The sequence below is a fragment of the uncultured Lamprocystis sp. genome (assembly GCF_903933125.1).
In the GTDB taxonomy this organism is placed as follows: domain Bacteria; phylum Pseudomonadota; class Gammaproteobacteria; order Chromatiales; family Chromatiaceae; genus Thiodictyon.
The window spans coordinates 1-19,154 of the sequence record NZ_CAIZIZ010000122.1 but is presented as its reverse complement, the minus strand read 5'-3'; the positions used below and the strand labels follow the sequence as shown (position 1 = coordinate 19,154).

Annotated in this window: 14 protein-coding genes; 9 read left to right on the top strand and 5 right to left on the bottom strand. The window is 66.7% G+C overall.

Annotated elements, in window-relative coordinates; translation table 11 throughout:
- Positions 1 to 10 precede the first annotated feature (10 nt).
- The 3 genes from QZY03_RS05635 (at position 11) to QZY03_RS05625 (ending at position 7,659) form a co-directional block, all read left to right on the top strand.
- Positions 11 to 1,168: a DUF4157 domain-containing protein gene (locus tag QZY03_RS05635; protein ID WP_295578906.1), complete on the top strand. Its 1,158-nt coding sequence runs from the start codon at positions 11 to 13 to the stop codon at positions 1,166 to 1,168.
- Positions 1,169 to 1,341: 173 nt separating this feature from the next.
- Entirely contained in the window at positions 1,342 to 6,636 is a 5,295-nt protein-coding gene (locus QZY03_RS05630) for a hypothetical protein (RefSeq protein WP_295578905.1), read from the top strand.
- A 27-nt stretch (positions 6,637 to 6,663) separates the two neighbouring features.
- Positions 6,664 to 7,659 (top strand): hypothetical protein, encoded by a 996-nt coding sequence (locus QZY03_RS05625; RefSeq protein ID WP_295578903.1) that lies wholly within the window; start codon positions 6,664 to 6,666, stop codon positions 7,657 to 7,659.
- Between the two features lie 3 nt (positions 7,660 to 7,662).
- On the opposite strand, the gene QZY03_RS05620 is transcribed toward QZY03_RS05625, so the two are convergent.
- A complete protein-coding gene (locus QZY03_RS05620; protein ID WP_295578901.1) occupies positions 7,663 to 9,429 on the bottom strand; it encodes an ATP-binding protein in 1,767 nt (588 codons plus the stop codon).
- Positions 9,430 to 9,608: 179 nt separating this feature from the next.
- Between QZY03_RS05620 and QZY03_RS05615 the strand changes: the two genes are divergently transcribed.
- The 6 genes from QZY03_RS05615 to lon all read left to right on the top strand — a co-directional run bounded on the left by QZY03_RS05615 (position 9,609) and on the right by lon (position 16,232).
- The gene (locus QZY03_RS05615; protein ID WP_295578899.1) at positions 9,609 to 10,607 is read left to right on the top strand and encodes a zinc-dependent alcohol dehydrogenase family protein; all 999 of its coding nucleotides are present in this window, start codon (positions 9,609 to 9,611) and stop codon (positions 10,605 to 10,607) included.
- A gap of 19 nt (positions 10,608 to 10,626) precedes the next feature.
- A complete protein-coding gene (locus QZY03_RS05610; RefSeq protein ID WP_295578896.1) occupies positions 10,627 to 11,409 on the top strand; it encodes an ATP-binding protein in 783 nt (260 codons plus the stop codon).
- Between the two features lie 23 nt (positions 11,410 to 11,432).
- Positions 11,433 to 11,834 (top strand): nucleotidyltransferase domain-containing protein, encoded by a 402-nt coding sequence (locus QZY03_RS05605; protein ID WP_295578894.1) that lies wholly within the window; start codon positions 11,433 to 11,435, stop codon positions 11,832 to 11,834.
- A gap of 327 nt (positions 11,835 to 12,161) precedes the next feature.
- Complete coding sequence (locus tag QZY03_RS05600; RefSeq protein ID WP_295578892.1) at positions 12,162 to 12,683, top strand: isoprenylcysteine carboxylmethyltransferase family protein; 522 nt, start codon at positions 12,162 to 12,164, stop codon at positions 12,681 to 12,683.
- 177 nt (positions 12,684 to 12,860) lie between these two features.
- On the top strand, positions 12,861 to 13,676 hold the full coding sequence (gene rsmA, locus QZY03_RS05595) for a 16S rRNA (adenine(1518)-N(6)/adenine(1519)-N(6))-dimethyltransferase RsmA (RefSeq protein ID WP_295578890.1): 816 nt from the start codon (positions 12,861 to 12,863) through the stop codon (positions 13,674 to 13,676).
- A gap of 144 nt (positions 13,677 to 13,820) precedes the next feature.
- The gene (lon, locus tag QZY03_RS05590; RefSeq protein ID WP_295578968.1) at positions 13,821 to 16,232 is read left to right on the top strand and encodes an endopeptidase La; all 2,412 of its coding nucleotides are present in this window, start codon (positions 13,821 to 13,823) and stop codon (positions 16,230 to 16,232) included.
- Between the two features lie 124 nt (positions 16,233 to 16,356).
- Here the strand turns inward: lon and QZY03_RS05585 are convergent, their stop codons facing one another.
- From QZY03_RS05585 to QZY03_RS05570, 4 genes are all read right to left on the bottom strand, one after another.
- The gene (locus QZY03_RS05585) at positions 16,357 to 17,055 is read right to left on the bottom strand and encodes a choice-of-anchor R domain-containing protein (protein WP_295578888.1); all 699 of its coding nucleotides are present in this window, start codon (positions 17,053 to 17,055) and stop codon (positions 16,357 to 16,359) included.
- 126 nt (positions 17,056 to 17,181) lie between these two features.
- Positions 17,182 to 17,604 carry a septal ring lytic transglycosylase RlpA family protein gene (locus QZY03_RS05580; RefSeq protein WP_295578886.1) on the bottom strand — a complete coding sequence of 141 codons (423 nt, stop codon included), beginning with the start codon at positions 17,602 to 17,604 and terminating at the stop codon, positions 17,182 to 17,184.
- Positions 17,605 to 17,975: 371 nt separating this feature from the next.
- Complete coding sequence (locus tag QZY03_RS05575; protein ID WP_295578884.1) at positions 17,976 to 18,383, bottom strand: type II toxin-antitoxin system VapC family toxin; 408 nt, start codon at positions 18,381 to 18,383, stop codon at positions 17,976 to 17,978.
- Complete coding sequence (locus QZY03_RS05570) at positions 18,383 to 18,631, bottom strand: type II toxin-antitoxin system Phd/YefM family antitoxin (protein WP_295578881.1); 249 nt, start codon at positions 18,629 to 18,631, stop codon at positions 18,383 to 18,385. Before QZY03_RS05570 ends, QZY03_RS05575 begins: the two co-directional genes overlap by 1 nt.
- Between the last annotated feature and the right edge of the window lie 523 nt (positions 18,632 to 19,154).

Sequence of the window (19,154 nt, the reverse complement as noted above, 5' to 3'; positions counted from 1 at the left end):
GGGGCTGATCATGCCACGTCGACTCATCCGCGCCAGGCTGCCGCTCCCGACCCATGATCACGGCGCCGAGCACCGCGCCGAGCGCGTTGCCCACGGTGAGCGCCCGTCTCCGGGGGGGCGGGTGCCGGCCACCCGCGCCCCGGCCGCACTGGGGCTCGGGCCGGGCCAGCCGCTGCCCGCGGCCGAGCTCGGCTATTTTCAGCGGCGCCTGGGGGCCGACCTGTCGGCGGTGCGGATCCACCCCGGGTCAAACGCCGCCGCCGCCCTGGCCGCCAATGCCTTCGCCAGCGGGCGCGACATCGGTTTGGCTCCGGGGCGCTTCCGCCCAGGGACTCGCGAGGGTCGCCGCTTGCTCGGGCACGAGCTGGCCCATGTCCTGGAGCAGGGGGCGAGCGGCGTTCAGGCTGTGCAGCTCGACGGGCCGCCGCGTCCGGGCGAGCCGGAGTTGAAGCTCCCGGACAAGGAGGCCGCGGCGACTTCCGACGCGGTCGGCGGGGGACTCGAAACCGTGGTCGATGTGGCCACGCAGCAGCCGTCTCTTATGGATCCTCTCAAGGCGTACGCGGAGGCCAAGTGGAACCAACTCCCGGCGGATGCGCAGGCGGGCGTGGCAGTGGGCGGCATTGCGATGTACGGCACCTTTCTGGCCGGGATGCTGTCAAGCGCCAAGGGCCGGGCGCTCCTGTCCGACTTTAACCTGGCCACGCCGCTCGCCGTGGTGCCCTATGGCACGATTGATGAGGTTCGGTTCATTCTGCCGCCGACGGGGGAGGGGCCAATCATTTTCGGCGGGCGGCTCAAGGGCGACGATTGGCTGCGCCTGGCATTCGGCAAGGCGAAAGACCAGTTTGCTCCGACCCTCGGGATCGACCTCACTTGGCGCTATGATCCGGGCAGCGATAGCCTTGGTCTGTCCGGCGGCAAGGTCGACCTCGGCCTGATGCCGGGCCTGAACCTGTCTGCCGGGGCCGGTGTGGGCCTGAGTTGGCCCACCCCGGTGACCAACCCCAACGGCGCCCCCGCCTGGTCGATGCAGCGTCTCCCGGAGACGGGTCCGAGCATGGGTCCGGCGGGCTTCGGCGCCTTCATCAGTGTCGACCTGACCCAACTGCCGCTGGTCCCGCCCTGGCTGCGCTTGCAGCTTGGCGGGGCGCCGGAGAAGAAGTAGGCCATGCCATGGACTGGCGCCAGCTTCCAAGCCGTTTGCCCAGGCCCGCCGCGGAGCAGCGCCACGCGATGACCGGGGCGCGCCCTCCGGTCGCTCCGCGGACCGCCGCGGACTTGGTGGAGTTGGTCGGCCTGGGGCAGACGGCCGTTGCGATGCCGGGGAAGCACTAGGTCATGGCTGCCGAGCGTGCCGTCGCGCCGGACCTGGGCAAACGGGTCGTCACCGAACGGCCCAGGGAGCGAGGGGGTACGGCAGAGACGCCTGCCGGGCGCGTCGGCGATGTGGCTGGGGTCACATGCACGGCTTGCGCTGCGAACTCCGGTCTTTGCCCCGCCTGCGCCGGGGCCGCGCGCGGGGCATCCGGCGCGGTGCGTTGGTCGGCGTCGCCCGTCCCGGCGGCGGAGTGGGCACTCCCCCAGGCGGCGTCCACCGGTATCCCGTCCGACTACCTGGAACGGCGCTTGAGCCCAGGCCCGGTCGCCCATCCAGGGGTCGCGTACTCCGGCGCCGGGCGGGGTGGATTTTTGCCCCATCAAACTGCGTTGGAACGTCTGTTCGGCGAGCCGCTGGGTGGCGTCAGCGTCGTCTTGGGCGTGCCCGCGCCCGGCGGCCGCCCAGCGGCACGGGCGGCGACCCGTGAGTCGCGGCTGGAGATCGCCGGGCGCGCGCCGCCCCTGTCGCTGATGGCCCATGAAATGACCCATGTGTTGCAGGCGCGTCGAGGCGGGGCGGGGTCGGTGGATGGGCGCGCCGCACTCGAAGCCGAGGCGCGGCGGGTGGCAATGGACGCTTCGGCGGGCCGGGCGGCGGTCCAGGGACGGGCGCCCGCGGTCTGGCTCTTTGACACACCGCCGCGTCGTCGCGGGGCGACGGAACTGCGCCGGGCGCTCACGCCCGATCCATTCAAAGGGCTCGATCTCGGGGAGGTACTGGCGATACTCAAGGAGAATGCGAACCCCCCGGACATGGCGCAGTTGCGGGCGGACTACGGCCCTCGCTTTTTCCCGGATTTGAAGAGCGCGCTGGGCGATTCTGACTGGGGCACGGCACGCGGTTATCTCGGCGCCCAGTTGACCCTGGCCGAGAACATCCAGACCCGTACCGGTATCCTGATCCATGACCAGATCGGCATCATGGAGACCCTGGAGCGCTGGCCGGACGCCGACGTGTTGCGGATGATCGAGGAGTCCGCGGGCGTTCCCGCGCCGGCCGCCGCCGCGGTGCCCGCCGTCAATCCCCCCGCGGCCCCGCCGCGGGCATCGTGGACGGACGTCCAGGCGGCCATCGCCGGTGCCATGGATGCAGACGGCCAGTACCGCGCGACGCAACTCCTCCTTGGCAAGGCGGAGCGGGCCCGCGCGGCCCGGCCGGCGTTGCCTCCGGGCTCACCCGCCCCGATCGATGCCGTCGCCCGCCAGCGGGTCGCTTACGCCTACACGCGGATCAGCGCGGCGGAGGCGGCCGGACGGGTCCGCGACGCCTACCTGGCCATCGCCGACCTGAATGCGGCGCAGCGGCACGAACTGCGTGTCCGGCTCAACGGTGGCGCCTGGCCGCGGCTCGGGGCCACCATCGGCGACCTGCGGGCGATCACCGCCGAGCCGGACGACGCGACGGCCCTCGAACGCGCCCTGCGCGGTGCCGGGTCCGGCACTGGCGATCTGTCTGCGGCGATGCTGGAGCATGCTGCCGGTCGGGTCGGGGCCATGATCGCCCAGGCGCGCGCCCGGCTCGACGCACTGCCGCCGGCATCGAGCGAGGAGCGCAACCGCAGGACCGCGGAGCTTGCCGCCCTCGAGCAGCGGTTCCATGAGCAGGGGCTGGTTCAGTCGCTCTACTTTGCCGCGCATGAGACGGGCGAGGCGACCCTGGCCGGGCTTGGCGCGTCCGCCGAGCAGACCGCCCAGTTCACCGTCAACAAGGTGGCGAACTTCACCGAGTTGCTGGCCTGGATGCGGCGCATCCCCGCGGCGCGTCGCCTCACCGTGACCCAATCGCCCTGGTATCAGTCGAAGGTCACCCAGGTGATGGGCATCAATCCGAGCCCCGCCCAGCAGAATTTGCTGCTGGCCGCCCTCTACGAGGGCAATCAGGAATTGGCGAACACCGATTTTCTGAAGGACCAACAAGCCTTGCTCGATGCCTATGACATCGAACAGAGCTGGGAGCGGGGCGAGAGCGCCCGCGTGTGGTCGCTGCTGTTGCGCATGCCCGCGGAACGGCGCCAGCGCCTCGCCAACCTGATGGCGGCCCCCCCGGCGCCCGACGATAAGCGGCCGCGCCCGCCGTTGATCGACTTGCTCCGCAGGCTTGAGCGCGGGACCGTCACCGAGACGATACAGGGGCTGCGATTGCGCCGCGGACTGGCGGGCGAGGCCGCAACCTTGCTTCGGGAGGACGCGACCACGTGGGTCGTGCGCGACGGCCGGCCGACCTTGCGCGTTGCCGACCCCCGTGCGTTCATCGAAGTCATCGCCCGCAGCCCGGAGGCCCAAGCGGAGCTGCGCCGGGGGATGGTGATCCGCCGCCGACTCGATGCGGACCCGACACTCGAGGTGACACCCGCCGACCGCGCCTTGGCCGAGCGCTTCGTCGCCGCTCGTCAGGCGGCCGAGGAGATCGGAGACCGCGACCACGACCTGCGGGCGGCCTTCGAGGCGGTCGCCTTTGGGGATCCGGACGTGCTGGGTACGACCCCAGGCCCCCAGGATCCGACCTCGGAAGCGGACTTCATGCACTTTCGGTTGGAGGACCGTTTGACCGCCTTGCGGCCTTCGGCCTCCGCCGTCTCCGACCTGCTGAGCTGGGCCGGTCCGACGGTCGACGAGAATGCCACCCAGTTTCGCGTTCTCTACGACCGGGTTCGTCCAGGCGGCGTCGGACGCGCCGAGCTGGCTCAACTCGCGGATCTCTATCATCGCACCCTGCGGGCGCTCGAGGTCTTCGCACCCACGAATCGGGCTTTTGCCTCGACCGCCGGGATGCTGGTCGCGGCTGTGGTCGGGACCGTGGTCGTCACCGCGCTGAGCGGCGGCACCCTGGGGCCGGTGGCGATCGCGGCCCTGGCCGGCTTCGCCGGGGGCGCGGCGGCGGGTCTCACCGGCGCAGCGATCCGCGGGGAGTCCACGGACGCCGAGGTGCTGACCGATGTCTCCACCGGCGCGGTGGAGGGCGCGGTGGCGGTGGCCAGCGCCGCGTTGGCGGCGGAGCTTGTGCATGGGGCCACCGCCGGGCGTGCCGCCGGTCAGGCCGCGCGGGCGGCCGGCGGCCAGGCGGTGCGAACGGCCACCGGGGGCCTGGGCGCGGCCATGGCCGAGGGCGCGATCGACGGTGCCATCGGCGGTGCGGCCGGGGAGCTGTTTCAGACCGCCATTGATGAGGCGACCTGGAACCGCGGCGTGGCCGCGGCGATCGCCGCCTTGCTGGCGGCCCTGGCGCGCGGCGCGTCGATGGGTGCCGCGGGCGGTGCCCTGGGCGGCGCCATCGGTCATGCAGTGCAGCGTATGGTTACGCGTCTCGGCGGGCAGGAGGCGGAGGCCCTGGGACGCCTGCTGGCGGATGCGGGTGTGCAGCACCCGGAAGCACTCAGCGACGACGCCCTGGCGGCGATCCAGGCCGCCAGCCGCCAGGCCGCCACGGGGGATATCGACGGTGCCCAAGCGGCCCTGCGGCGTGTTGGCGGGCTTGCCGCGGCGGATGCCGAGGCCCTGAATTCGGCCTTGCGGCGCCTGCACCTGGTGCGCACGGGGCTCGATATCGGTGAGCGCGACGCGAGCGTCCTGGCCCGTCAAGTCGTGGAGGTGGATGAGCAGGAGTTCCTGAGCCACGCGGCGGACCCGCGCGCCCACGCGGTGTTCGCCATCGAGAACGGCAGCCCACGGGTCTATGTGCGGCGCGGCTCTCCGCCGACCGCCGTGCGGGAGGAGATCCAGCACCTGATGCAGTGGCAGCAGGACCCCCTGATGCGGGAGCGCATGACGCGGGTCATGGCGGTGGACGACACCACCTGGCGCGGGATGGGGCCGGCCGACCGCGCCCGCCTGGCGCGCGAGCATCTGATCGTCGAGGCCGACGCGCAACGCGGCATCCTGCGCGACGTCGAGGTCCGGGCCCGGGCGGGTGATGCCCTGGCCGAGGGCGAGTGGCTGGCGGCGGACGACAATCTGTTCCTCATCAATCGCCGGATCGAGGAGCTCGATCGTGCCCTGTTGAAGCCGGAGTCCATCGACGCCCGCGGTTTGCGGCTGGACGACCCCTCGCCCCCGCGCTTCTATGCCCGCGGGACGGCGGCGAAGCCGGTCGAAGCCAACCTGACCACGGCGCAGGAAAAGATCCTCGCCGGCTTCGAGGGGAAACTGCCGGGCGAGGTCGAGGCCAAGTTACAAACGGCCGGTTATTCGATTCATCGCGACCAAGGCGGCCGTATCATTCGCATCCAGCGCCCGCCAGGTGCGCCGGAGGGCGTATTGCCCCACCTGTCGATCGGTCCGGACGGACTGATCACGCGCGGACGTGGCGGCGTCCGCAACCATGAGGACCTGCGCCGGGACGCGGCACTCGCCTGGCAGGCAGAGCAGGAGGGGCTCGGGCGTCAGCGAGCCGCCATAGCGGCTGGACGGCTGACGGGGACGGATTTGGTGAACGCCCAGCGCCTTCTTAAGAGCCCGTTCCGCACGCATCTGGAAGGCCTGGTGAAGGATGGCGCCATGGGTCCGGCGGATGCCGGCCTGTTGCTGGGCTGGGCGGGCTTCGTCGAGGAACTGGTCAACCGGTCGCAGCGGTCCATCCCCCAGTTGAACGCGGTGCGCGGCCTGCCGCGCGGGGTCGGCGGCATGACCGACGGCGCCTTGAGCAGTTTCCGCGGCGCCCTGCGTGCGGAGGCGGCGGACGTGGCGGCAGCAGTGGGCGATGGTGCCCAGCGCATGGAGACGTTGCAGGCGCTACTCGCGGCCCTGCCGGACAACCGCTCCAGAGGCGAGCTGTTCACCGAGTTCCGCAAGGCGATGTGGCGGGCCGAGGGCGGGATTGAGGTCGGCCTGCCGGTGGAGCCCTTCAGGCATCCGGAGTTTGCCACTACGACTGCAAAGCGCACGCCGGATGATGTGGTGCGACAGAAGGCCGATGTGCCCGGATGGCTGCCCAAGGGGCGTTTCGCCGTTGAGGACAAGACCGGCCCTGGTGCCTTTGTGCTTGAACAAATGCGCGACTATGCTCGCACTGCCGCCCCGGGCCGCGGGCTGCGTCTTGCTCCAGACGCGGCGAAAGCCAGCGACTATGATGGACTCATCATCATGTTCTCCAGTGCTGAGGATGCCGGAAAGGCGCTGAAGCAGATGAGGGAAGATCCTTTGATAAGACCGCTCTTGGGCCGTCATCCCGGCGGAATTCATGTGGGTGCTTACGATGCGAAGGGCGCTCGCCAGTTGTTGACGCCGAGCCCCGCAGCCTCCGCCGTTCCGATTCCTTGATGACCATGTACTCACTTTGAGCCCACCATGAATCCAGACGACTCACTGCCTGAATATCTGCGTCTGCTGACCGTCCACCCGACAGGAACTCCGTTGCCGACGCTGGCCGACGCACTCGTTGATGCCGCCGCCGTGGGCGCTACGCTTCGAACATGGCGTCTGGCGGGCCAACCGTCGCCGTCGTCGCAGGGGCGCTCATCCCTTGATCAAATCCTGCACGGTGATCTTGCGGGAATCGATGACGGCTTCCTGGAACTGACCTATGACAGCGGTTTGGAAGTCATCGCCGCTCGTCAAGGCAATGGGTGGATGATCGATTCAATGTGCTTTGCCCGAGCAGGCGAGGCGGCGATGCGGCGCTGGCTTGCCCACGCACTCGTAATCGCACATTATCTAGTCCCGGCGCTGCCGACGCTCGCCGCCGAGGTCGTGCGTTCGCCTTCGGTTGGTGGTTTCTTCATTCCCGAGCCGCCGATTGCGCGAATGCGCCACCTCTGGATGACGACCGATGCCCAGATTGCGGAATACTACGGCGCGGATCGACGCGCATTCGAGCGGGCCTGGGACGATACGCAGGCGAGCGGGAACCACAAGATCGTGATCCGCGCCGCGGACCGGGTCACGGAGCCGCAGTGGGTCGAGTCGGTTCTCGATGGTCAGTTACGGCTGGCGCGTGCGGCTCGGGTCGGTCAGACCCTCTGGCATCGCGCGGTGCTGACCGATTGGAACCGCCGTTGGCTCGCCGCGCCCCACGCATCTCTGAACTTCGTCGGTTATGACCCGGCCTCGGAGCGGGTCGAGTTTACCGCCATGACCAGCGGACGTGGGCTGACAATGGGTGAGTTGCAGATGCTCCATGAACTGCGCGCCAGCGGCCGCGACGGGGGCGGGCGTGCGGTGCGTACCATCGACGTTGTCTACCTGGACGCGGACGCGGCCAAACCCGATCTGGTGCCCTTGACCGACCTGGCGATCTGCGCCCTGTGCTATCAACCTGACGGATGCCTGATGAAACTGAACTGACCATCAGAGTTCCACCCACCGCCGCAGGGCGTCTTGGAGCCCCGCCTTGGTCATCGGCTTGGCGACAAAGTCGTCCATGTCGGCCGCCAGACAGGCGTTGCGGTCCGTGTCATGCGTATTGGCGGTGAGGGCCAGCACCGGGGTGCGCGGCCAGCCCCGATCGGCCTCCAGTTCACGCAGCAGGCGCGTGGCTTCGAAGCCGTCCATGATCGGCATCTGGACATCCATCAGGACGACATCGATGCCGCCCAGGCCAAAGGTGTCGAGCGCCTCCAGTCCGTTGGCTGCAATGATCGTGGAACAGCCGAGCCGTTCGAGCATGGCCGCCGCCACCTTCTGACCAACCAGATTGTCCTCGACCAGCAGAACCCGCCGCGGCGCGGCCGACACCGCGGCCGGTGCCGGGGATCGCGGTGCGGCGTCCGCCGTGTGACTGACGGTCAAGGGCACCTGGACCTTGAAACAGGCCCCCTGATCGGGCTGGCTGTCCACGCTGATGCGACCGCCCATGAGGTCCAGCAGTCGGCGGCAGATCGCGAGTCCGAGCCCGGCGCCGCCGTGGCGTCGGGTGAATGAGGCGTCGGCCTGGGTGAAGGGGGTGAAGAGTCGGGTTTGGATCTCGGTGCTGATCCCGATTCCCGTATCGGACACCGTAAGCACCAGTTCGTAGCGATCGGCACTCAGGGGGGCGCCGCCGATGGTCACGGTCACGGTACCCCGGTCGGTGAATTTGATCGCGTTGTCGATCAGGTTGGTGGCAATCTGGCGCAACCGCCGCGCGTCTCCCAGCAGGTGCGCGGGCAGTGCCGGGTCACGCGTGATCACCAGGTTCAAGCCTTTGGCTGTACAACGGTCACGCAGCGACTCCGCCGCCGACTGAAGTTCGGCACCGGGTTCCAGTGGGGCATAGCGCGGTTCCAGCGCGCCCGCTTCGAGCGACGACATATCGAGCATGTCCTGGATGATGTGCAGCAGCCGCTCGCCGGCTTGCTGCGCCAGGACGATGTGTCTGGCCTGTTCCGGCGTGGGGTCGTTGGACTGCAGGAGATGCAGCATGCCGAGTACGCCGTTCATTGGGGTGTACAGTTCATGGCTGACGGTGGCCAGGAACTCGCTCTTGGCCCGGCTGGCGGCCTCGGCCCGCTCGCGCTGGGCTTCGATCAGGGCCTGATCGCTGCGGTTCTGGAGCAGGGCGCCGATTTGCTGGGCGAAGACGGTGAATGACTCGAGTTGCGTGGCGGTCAGTTCGCGGCAGCCGGTGTTTTCGCGCGCCGTGACCCCGCCGAGGACCAAGGCGAAGCGGGTCTCGCTGGGGCCGATACAGGCGCTCGCGACCAGTTGCCGCAACCCCAGGTCCCGCAGCAGGGGATGCGCTTCCGGACCCCACCATCCGGTGTGGTCGCGCCGAAAACGCGCGTCGGCGAGCAGTGTGCCCAGCGCGGCGGCGTCGATGGTTGCGGGCGCGATTCCGACGGCGGCGGCCGGGTGGTCCGCGAGGGTGCTGTCGGGTGCCGTCAGCCATAGGAGCCCGAAGCTGAGGTCGAACAACTCCATCACCGCTTCGGCCGTAATTTCGGCAAATACTCCTTGGTCACGCACGGCGATGGCGCGGGTGTTGTAGGACTGGATGCCCGCGAAACGCTCCAGCGTGCGGTGCAAGTCGTCCTGGGTGGCCATCAACTGCTGCCGGACCACCGCCGACCGGGCGATCTGGGCCTGGAGTTCGGCGATCTGGCCGTTCAGGTCATCAAGGTCCGTCGGGTCGCTCATGGTCTTGGTCCTCTGGTCTGCGTGTTGCCGAATTGTACCCGTCTTGCTGTTGTCAGACAGGTGCGCTCAAGGCTACTGTTGCTTCTGAGGCGCTTGGCGCGACATTCTGCCGCATGGGGAGTGCAGCGCGCGGCGCTGGTTGCTCCGGAACCTGACAATGACGCGAGGGGAGTATTCATATGAAAGTCATCGAAATGCGTGAAACGGGTGGACCCGCGGTGCTTCAGTTGACGGAGCGTCCGCGGCCGGAGCTGACGACCCCGACCGATATTCTGGTGCGGCTGGCGGCGGCCGGGATCAATCCGGTTGATACCAAGATCCGCGCTCGCGGACCACTCCTCCCCGACGGGCTGCCGGCCGTCCTGGGCTGCGACGGGTCCGGCGTGGTGGAGGCGGTCGGCGCCGAGGTCGCCCGCTTCAAGGTTGGTGACGAGGTCTGGTTCTGTCACGGCGGACTGGGCGGGCCGGTCGGTAACTACGCAGACTACATCTGTTTGGACAATCAGTTCGCTCAGGCGAAGCCGCGCGGGATCAGTTTCGTCGAGGCCGCCGCGGCCCCGTTGGTGCTGCTCACCGCCTGGGAGGCCTTGGCTGACCGGGCCGGTTTGCTGCCGGATCAAACAGTGCTGATCCATGCCGGTGCCGGCGGCGTCGGGCATGTCGCGATTCAACTCGCGCGCGCGGCCGGGGCGCGGGTCTGCACCACGGTCAGCAGCCCGGAGAAGGCCGACTTCGCCCATGCCCTGGGGGCCGAGTACTGCATCAATTACCACGAGGAGAATCTGGTCGAGGCGGTGATGGACTGGACCGGCGGGCGCGGGGTGGACGTCGCCCTCGACACCGTGGGACCCGCGTGTTTCCGTGCCAGCATTCCGGCGATGGCGGCCTACGGCAATCTGGTGACCATTCTGGACCCGGGGCCGGACCTGGACCTGAAGGAGGCGCGCAACCGCAACCTGCGCATCAGCCTGGAACTGATGCTGACGCCGCAACTGCGCGATCTGCCGCGGGCGCGTGCCCATCAGGGTGAGATCCTGCGTCGCTGCGGCAAGATGATCGATGAGGAGGAATTGCGGATTCATGTCTCGCAGACCTTCCCGTTGGCGCAGGTGCAGGAGGCCCATCGGCTGATCGAGGGCGGCCATGTGACCGGCAAGCTGGCCTTGACCATCGCATGAAAACAGTGTGTTGCCAGTCATGACCGAGTCTTTCCCCAAGCCGCCGAAATCCCTGTTGCGTCAGGTTGGCCGTGCGATTGCCGACTTCGGTATGATCCGCGATGGTGACCGCATCCTGCTCGGTGTCTCGGGCGGCAAGGACTCGCTGTCGCTGCTGATGATCCTGCGACATCTTCAGACCTATGCGCCGGTGCGTTTCGCGCTGGCGGCGCTGACGGTCGATCCGCAGGTGCCTGGATTCGATCCATCGCACTTGCCGGATTTTTACGCGCGCCTGGGGCTCGTTGGGTACTACGAGCGCCAGCCGCTCATGGAGCAGGCCCGCACCCACATGGACGGCGATTCGTTCTGTGCCTACTGTTCGCGCATGAAGCGGGGGATCATGTACCGCATCTGCCGTGAGCAGGGATACAACGTCCTGGCGCTGGGCCAGCATCTGGACGATCTGGCCGAGAGCCTTCTGATGTCGCTCTTCCACGGCGGCCAGTTGCGCACCATGAAGGCACATTATGTCAACGATGCGGGGGATATTCGCATCATCCGTCCGCTCGCCTATTGCCGCGAGCGCCAGACGGCGGATTTTGCCCGCGCGGCCGGATTGCCGGTGGTGCCCGACAGTTGCCCGGCCTGTTTTTCCATGCCGACGCGTCGGGAGTACATGAAAGCGCTGCTGGCGCGGGAGGAATCCGGGCACCCCCACCTGTTTGCCAACATCCTCCATGCCATCAAGCCTATCATGACGGAGGGCGTGGTGCCGCCAGCACCGCCTCCGGCTGCCGCGGGCGATCCGCCGCCGCACTGATGATCACCCCAAGTCATTCGCCCGTGGCTCCTGATCCGGCGGCCTTGCGCGCGGCTGTCAGACCGGTCGCCGAGCGTCATCGCTGGCGGCTGGTGGTCTTGTTCGGTTCCGTGGCGCGGGATGGCCATGGCCGCGACCTGGATCTGGCGGTCTTGCCCCGCGTCCAGCCCGACCTGTTGGCGCAGGGGTGCTGGTGGTCGGACCTGGATGCCGTCCTCGCGGGTACGCCCCTGGACTTGCTGGTGCTCGGGCCGGCGACCTCGCCACTGACTCTTTTCGAGGTGATGCGTGAGGGCCGCGTGCTCTTCGAGGACACGCCGGGACTGTTCGATCAGGAGCAGGACCGCGCCGTGTTTCTCTACGCCGATACCCAGTGGATCCGCGATCAACAGCGGGAGCTTCTCTATGCCCGTGCCCAACACTGAGGTCATCACTCGTAAGCTCGGTTTCTTCCGCCATTATTTGCATGATTGATCTCGATCGTGTTATCGCAGCCATCGAGCCCGCGCTCGCGCTGTATCACGTCTACGATGCTTGGTTGATTGACAGGTTACAGGAGTCCAACACGATGTAGGGGCGGGTTTCAAACCCGCCCCTACGCCAAGCCCGCGCTCGCCCTGTATCGCGTCTACGATGCGTGGTTTATTGACCAGTTATAGGCGTCTGGAAATGCTGCGAGCCGCCGACCGCCTTGCCTCGCGGTCGCGCGCCCGCACTTTGGGGCTACTGATCAATTACCCGCAGGACGATCCATGTCTCCCGATCCGCTCCCCGGCGCCCCGTCAACACCAGCGGCCTCCTGGCACGGCCGGCGCGGCGAACTCCTGGTCGCCGTCCAGTTCGCGCTCCTTTTTGCCTTTGTCATGGTTCCCGTTTGGAATCCCTGGCTGACGCCGGACCTGATGGCCGCGACCATCCAGCCGCGTTGGGTCGCCCTGCTGACCCTGGGTGTCATCGGCGCGGCGTTCGGCGCGCTTGGCTCGCTGGGCATTCGCCGGTACCTGACGCCCTTGCCTTATCCGGTGGACCACAGCCAGTTGGTGACGACCGGCGTGTACGGGCTCATCCGCCACCCGCTCTACAGCAGCCAGTTGTTCGTTGCCCTGGGTTGGGTCTTTTACACCCTGAGTCTCAGTCACTTGGCGATTCTGATCCTCGGTTTTCTGTTCTTCGACTACAAGGCGGCCAAGGAGGAGGGCTGGCTGACCGAGCGCCATCCCGAGTACGCCGGTTATGCGCTGCGGGTCCGCAAGTTCGTGCCCTGGGTCTATTGAGCCGATCATTATCGCCTTCGTACCTGATATCCAGACCGACCCTTGGTGTAGGGGCGGGTTTGAAACCCGCCCCCTACGTCCGGTGATCACGTCCGACGGCGATCGCATCCAGCGTGGCTTGGCTGGCCGCTGCATTAAGGCTCGATTCCGGCCGCTGATTCGGCCACACTGAAGGGTATGCATCAAGCGCGCAAACGTTTCGGCCAGAACTTCCTTCATGACCCCGGTACCATCCGCCGCATTCTGGAGGCCATCCGTCCGCGCCCTGGGGAGGCTCTGGTCGAGATCGGACCAGGGCAGGGCGCGATGACCCGGGGTCTGCTGGAGCAGGCCGGCTCACTGGACGCGATCGAACTCGACCGCGACCTGATCGAACCGCTGCGGGAGCGCCTGGCCGGGGTGGGAACGCTGCGTATCCACAGTGCCGACGCGCTGCGCTTTGACCTGTGCACGCTGGCGCCGCGCCCGGCGTCGTTGCGGCTGGTCGGCAATCTGCCCTACAACATCTCGACCCCGCTCATGTTCCGCTTTCTCGAACAGGCCGAGTGCATCGCGGACATGCATCTGATGCTGCAACGCGAGGTGGTGGAGCGCATCGCCGCGGAGCCAGGCAACAAGGTCTATGGCCGGCTCACGGTGATGGTGCAGACCTGGTGCGACGCGGAATTGCTGTTCCGGATCGGTCCGGGCGCCTTCACCCCGGCTCCCAAGGTGGAGTCCGCCTTACTGCGTCTGCGACCGCTGCGGCCCTTGCCGCACCCCCTGGTCGACCCGGCGCTGCATGCGCGGCTGGTCGCCGCGGCCTTTTCCCAGCGTCGCAAAACCTTGCGCAACAGTCTGTTGGGGTTGGCGGATGCGGCTGTGTTCGCTGCCGCCGGGATCGATCCAGGGCAACGGGCGGAGACGGTCGACGTGGCCGGCTTTATCCGGCTGGCCAACGCCGTTCATCGCCCGGACGCCGAACCCGCTTGCAATTCCCGCGCCGCGCCCTGAAATCCGCCTATAGATAACAAGGTATTACCCCCCGAAGCAGGCGCCGCTGGCGGTGCGGTTGGGCGCGGGTTCAATCAGCAACGGGCCAGTGCCCGGGAGACCTTCATGCCTGAGTCGGACAGCGTGGTAGCGGACAGCCTGGACATGGAAAGCGACGATGTCGAGGATAGCTCTGACCAAGCGGCGGGCGGGCAGATTCAGTTGGCGCGGGCGAGTGACATGCTGCCGGGACAGATTCATCTATTACCGGTGGCTTCCCGACCTTTCTTCCCTGGTCAAGCCGTGCCGCTCATGATGGCCGCGGAGCATTGGTCGTCCACCATTGAGGCGGTCGGCGCTACGGAGCACAAGATTCTCGGCGTGGTGCTGGTCCATAGCGAGACTTCGGAGGAGGCCGGCTCCAAGGACTTCTACACCGTCGGCACCGCCTGCCGCGTGCATCGGGTGCACCGTCAGGATGACCATTTGCAGGTCCTGATCGAGTGCCTGCAGCGCTTCCATATCGAAGGCTGGGTCCATGGCGAGGTCCCCTTTAATGCACGGGTCTCCTACCTGCCGGAGCCCGCCGGTCCGCCGGACGATGAGGTGCGTGCCTATGCGATGGCGGTGATCAATACCATCAAGGAACTGCTGCCGCTCAATCCGCTGTATGTGGAAGAGCTGCGCATGTTCCTGGACCGCTTCGGCCCGGATGATCCATCGCACCTGTCCGACTTCGCCGCCAGCCTCACCACCTCCAAGAAAGAGCAGTTACAGGAGGTCTTGGAGGCGGTGCCGCTCCTGCCGCGCATGGAAAAAGTGCTGGTGCTGCTTAACAACGAGCTGGAACTGGCCAAGGCGCAGCAGAAGATCCGCCACTCGGTCGAGGAGCGGATGCAGAAGCAGCAGCGTGAATTCTTCTTGAAGGAGCAACTCAAGGCCATCCAGAAGGAGTTGGGGCTGGCCAAGGATGACCGGACCGCCGAGGTGGATAAGTTCAAGGCGCGTCTGGCCAAACTCACACTCACGGAGGAGGCCGAGAAGCGCGTCGGCGAGGAACTCGAGAAGATGGCGATCCTGGAGACCGGCTCGCCGGAATACTCGGTGACCCGTAACTATCTCGACTGGATCACCCTCTTGCCCTGGGGACAGCACTCCGCGGATAAACTGGACCTGAAGCGCGCCCGCCGCGTTCTGGATCGGGACCATTACGGGCTGGCGGATGTGAAGGAGCGCATCCTGGAGTTCCTGGCGGTCGGCATCCACAAGGGCGAGATCGCCGGCTCCATCATCCTGCTGGTCGGTCCGCCCGGCGTCGGCAAAACCTCGGTCGGCCGCTCGATCGCCGATGCCCTGGGTCGACGCTTCTATCGGTTCTCGGTGGGCGGCATGCGTGACGAGGCCGAGATCAAGGGCCATCGGCGCACCTACATCGGTGCCATGCCCGGCAAGTTCCTGCAGGCCATCAAGGACGCCGGCACCGCCAATCCGGTCATCATGCTCGACGAGATCGACAAGGTCGGCGCCTCCTACCATGGCGATCCGGCCTCGGCCCTGCTGGAGGTGCTGGACCCGGAGCAGAACTCGGACTTCCTCGACCACTATCTGGATTTGCGCTTCGACCTGTCCAAGGTCCTGTTCGTCTGCACCGCCAATCAGACCGACAGCATTCCGGGGCCGCTCCTGGACCGCATGGAGCAGATTTCGCTCGCCGGCTACATCGCCGAGGAAAAGCTCCAGATCGCCAGGCGGTTTCTGCTGCCGCGCCAGCTCGACCGCGCCGGGCTGGCCAAGGATACGATCAAACTCGATACCGCGACCCTGCGTCCGCTGATCGACGGCTATGCCCGCGACGCCGGCGTGCGCCGCCTGGAGAAGCAACTCGGCAAGATCGTGCGCAAGGTGGCGGTGCGTCTGCTGGAAGGGCAGGAGACACCCATCATCATCACACCCGATGACCTGAAGGGCTATCTGGGCAGTCCGGTCTTCCGCGACGAGCGTAAACTCTCCGGCCCCGGCGTCGTCACCGGTCTCGCCTGGACCGCCATGGGCGGTGCCACCCTGTCCATTGAGGCGGTGCGGGCCCATGAACAGACCCGCGGCTTCAAACTCACCGGTCAGTTGGGTGATGTGATGAAGGAGTCCGCCGAAATCGCCTACACCTATGTCGCCAGCCGCGCGCGCGACTTGGGGGCCGAGCCATCCTTTTTCGACAAGGCTTTCATCCACCTGCATGTTCCGGCCGGGGCCACCCCCAAGGACGGACCATCCGCCGGCATCACCATGGCCTCGGCCTTGCTCTCGCTCGCCCGCAACGAGCCGGTGCGGCGCATCGCCATGACCGGTGAAATCACCCTGACGGGCGAGGTTTTCCCCATCGGCGGCGTCCGCGAGAAACTCATCGCCGCCCGCCGCGCCGGGATCACCGAACTCATCCTCCCCGAGGACAACCGCGGCGAATTCGATGAAGTCCCGGAGCATGTCCGCAAGGGATTCCGCATCCACTTCGTCTCACGCTACGAGGAGGTGCTGCCCCTGCTCTTCAAGGAACCGCGCCGCGCGGAGCGCAAGGGGTAATCGTCGCCTCGATTCGCCGCAGGTCGCACGCGTTTTGTAGATCACTCAGGCGCTAGTTGACCAGGGCATTGATCGTAATCCCGGCCGGCGGCGTGCGTAGTCAGGGCTTCCAGCCCTGACGGTTTCAGGCCAGGATGGCCTGATTGCGCACGGCCGGAATCTTGATCGAGGCCTTGGCCCGCAACCGCGGACGGCGCAACGCGAGTAAGACCAAGCCGGCAGGCAGCAGGGTGATGGGCGCGGGGAGCGGCAGCGGAGTGCCGTCGATGGCAAAGGAGTTGGTCAGGTGTGTATCGGTCGAGACGTTGTAGGTTACGCCTGAATCACTGCTGAAGTAATAGTTGCCGAAATTTGCGGGACCGGTCGGTGGGATCGGGTTCAGTCCCTCGCGGCCCCAAGTGTAGCTGGTGGTGCTGCCGCCCATGAGCGTCAAGGCGTAGGTGGTTCCCGGCTGGAGCAGGAACTCGCTGAGCCCGGTCAGGTTGAACTGCCAAACCAGCGCGGAATTATCCTGGGAGCGCACGGGGGCCGTCAGGCTCAATTGCGCAACCTTGGAAATCACCGTTCCGGACAGGCTGCCCAGGAAGACGTCGAAGACGTCAGCATCATCGAAGTTCGAGAGCCCGAGATACACGGAGCCAAGTCTAAAGTTCTCATCGACGGTAAAACTCACCGCCTTACTTTGCACCTCGTTGATGGTGGTGGTCGAGCCGAAAGAGAGCTGCGCACCAGGCGTCGTGGTGCTCAGATTACCCAGCACCAGAGCAGCATGGACCTGGCCCGCGAACAACACGGCGGCAGCGATGGGGAACAAGCGCTTCACGATGAATCCTGATCCGGTGATCCGACAGATTGGCACGCATAGAGCCTACGCGAGACGGGTGAATGATGCAATCGCCCGTCGCCCGTCTGCGGTCGGCGAGTGACCGCGAGGCGGGCTTGAGGGAGGTCAGAACACGTCGTTCAGGGTGAGTGGTTCAGACCTGGATTTCTTTAAGACCTCCAGTCGGACCTTGGCAACGCCCTTGCGGGTGAGTCCGATCTCGGAGGCCGCGGCGCGCGAGAGATCGATGACCCGGCCCCGTCCGAAGGGACCGCGGTCGTTGATGTGCACCACCACGCTCTCGCCGGAGCCGACATCGGTCACCCGCACCTGGGTTCCCAGAGGGAGCGTGCGATGGGCGGCACTGTACCCATTGCGGTCGTAGCGGGCGCCGCTGGCGGTGCGCCGTCCGTGGAAGCGGTCGGCGTAATAGGAGGCCACACCGGCCTGGGATGAGCCTGACTGCTCCTGCGGAAAAGCGGCGCGGGCCGCGACTGCGGTGCCGAGCATCTGTGCCGCCAGAGCCGACATAATCAGGGTTTTTTTCATCACTACCAACCGTTTATTTGGGCCGACCCAGTCCCTCCTGCCCGCGAAATGGGGGTGGGAAGTCGGTCGGTCGTTTGCGGGTGGCCGGATACTAAGGGAATTCCCTGGGTAAGGGAACCCCTTATTCGGTAAACACAGTTCAGGCGGCGGCGTCTTTTCTGTCTCGGTCGTTGCGTGGTGGCAGGATCACGCCGTTCCGATGCGAAGAAGTACCAGAGGTTGCCAAAGCTGGACTGCTGCCAGCGTACAACATAGCCAAATGATGCGGTGTCGGCATGGGCCGGCGTCGTTCATCTTCCCGTCACATCGGCCGCGGGAAGCCAGAGAGATTCAGCGCGAAGACGCGCAGGAGGTAAGACCTGATCGTTCGCCTATGTCTTCTTGCCGGCTGCGACCCCGCCAATCCGCTGAACCGGGTAGAGGCTGATCAGCGGGTCATCGGTCATCAACAGCAGCGGCTCGGTTTGCGCCTGGACGATCAGCAGGCGGTCGAACGGATCGCGATGGTGAGCCGGCAGGTGACGGACGGCAGCGGCATGGACGGCGGATATCGGCAGCTCGCGAAAGCCGGTTTCGAGTGCCGCGCGATGGATTGCATCAGGCTCCACGTCGAAATCCGGGCGGTTGAGGGCGCGCTTGATCGCGATCTCCCAGATATTGACGGCGCTGAAGAAGACCCGATGCTCGGGTGATTCCAGCACGTCTCTGCACGCTGCATCGAGTCGCGCGGGCCGTAATAAGACCCACAGCAGAATGTGGGTGTCGGTCAGCGCCCGCATCAGCGGCCCTCGACGGCGTCGATGAAGTCATCCGGGGTCTCCGGGATCGGCGGTGCATGTTTGTCAGGCAGACTGAAGCAGCGTTCCAGCCGACCGAGCACGCGCCGCTGCGGTGCCTCACCGACCAGCACCAAGCGCACGACCGGCTTGCCGGCGCGGGCGATGACGGCCTCGCCACCGGCCTCCACCTGTTCGATGAGCCGGGATAACTGTGACTTGGCTTCGTGGATGTTGAACTGGGTTTGCATGGTTAGTCTCCAATTAGCTAATCGGAGCATAAACTTGCACGGCTGCCGAGACAAGGCTCAAGGCGCACGCTTGGGGTCAGCGTGACTCGTGCATCCTCACGATTTCGGAAGTTTGACAGGGCGGACCTGCTGCAACGCTGCATCGACGCGTTGCAGTGCCGCACCGAGCAGCATCGGTTCACCCGTATCCTCGACGAGTGAAGCACCTTTCCCGTTCGGCTGCGTCGGTAAACTTGACCGAGGGCATTCGGAGAGATGAGGGTCTCCGGGGACGGTGCGGCCCGGCAATGCAGCGTTCTTGGTGGGAATCCGGACATTCGCCGGAACGCGGTGGCCGGGCACACCCAGAGCACAGTGAAGCCGACGGAGTCTGCCTGGGCTTTCTAACCTTCTGAAAACCACGAACAGCGCCACCGGGGAGCGCTACACCACCCACCGCCTGGTGCAGTCCGAGCGGGCCTTGATCATCGTTCCGGCCACCCGTCGTTGCGGCAGCCCGTCGCGGCCGCGGGCCGCTCCTACG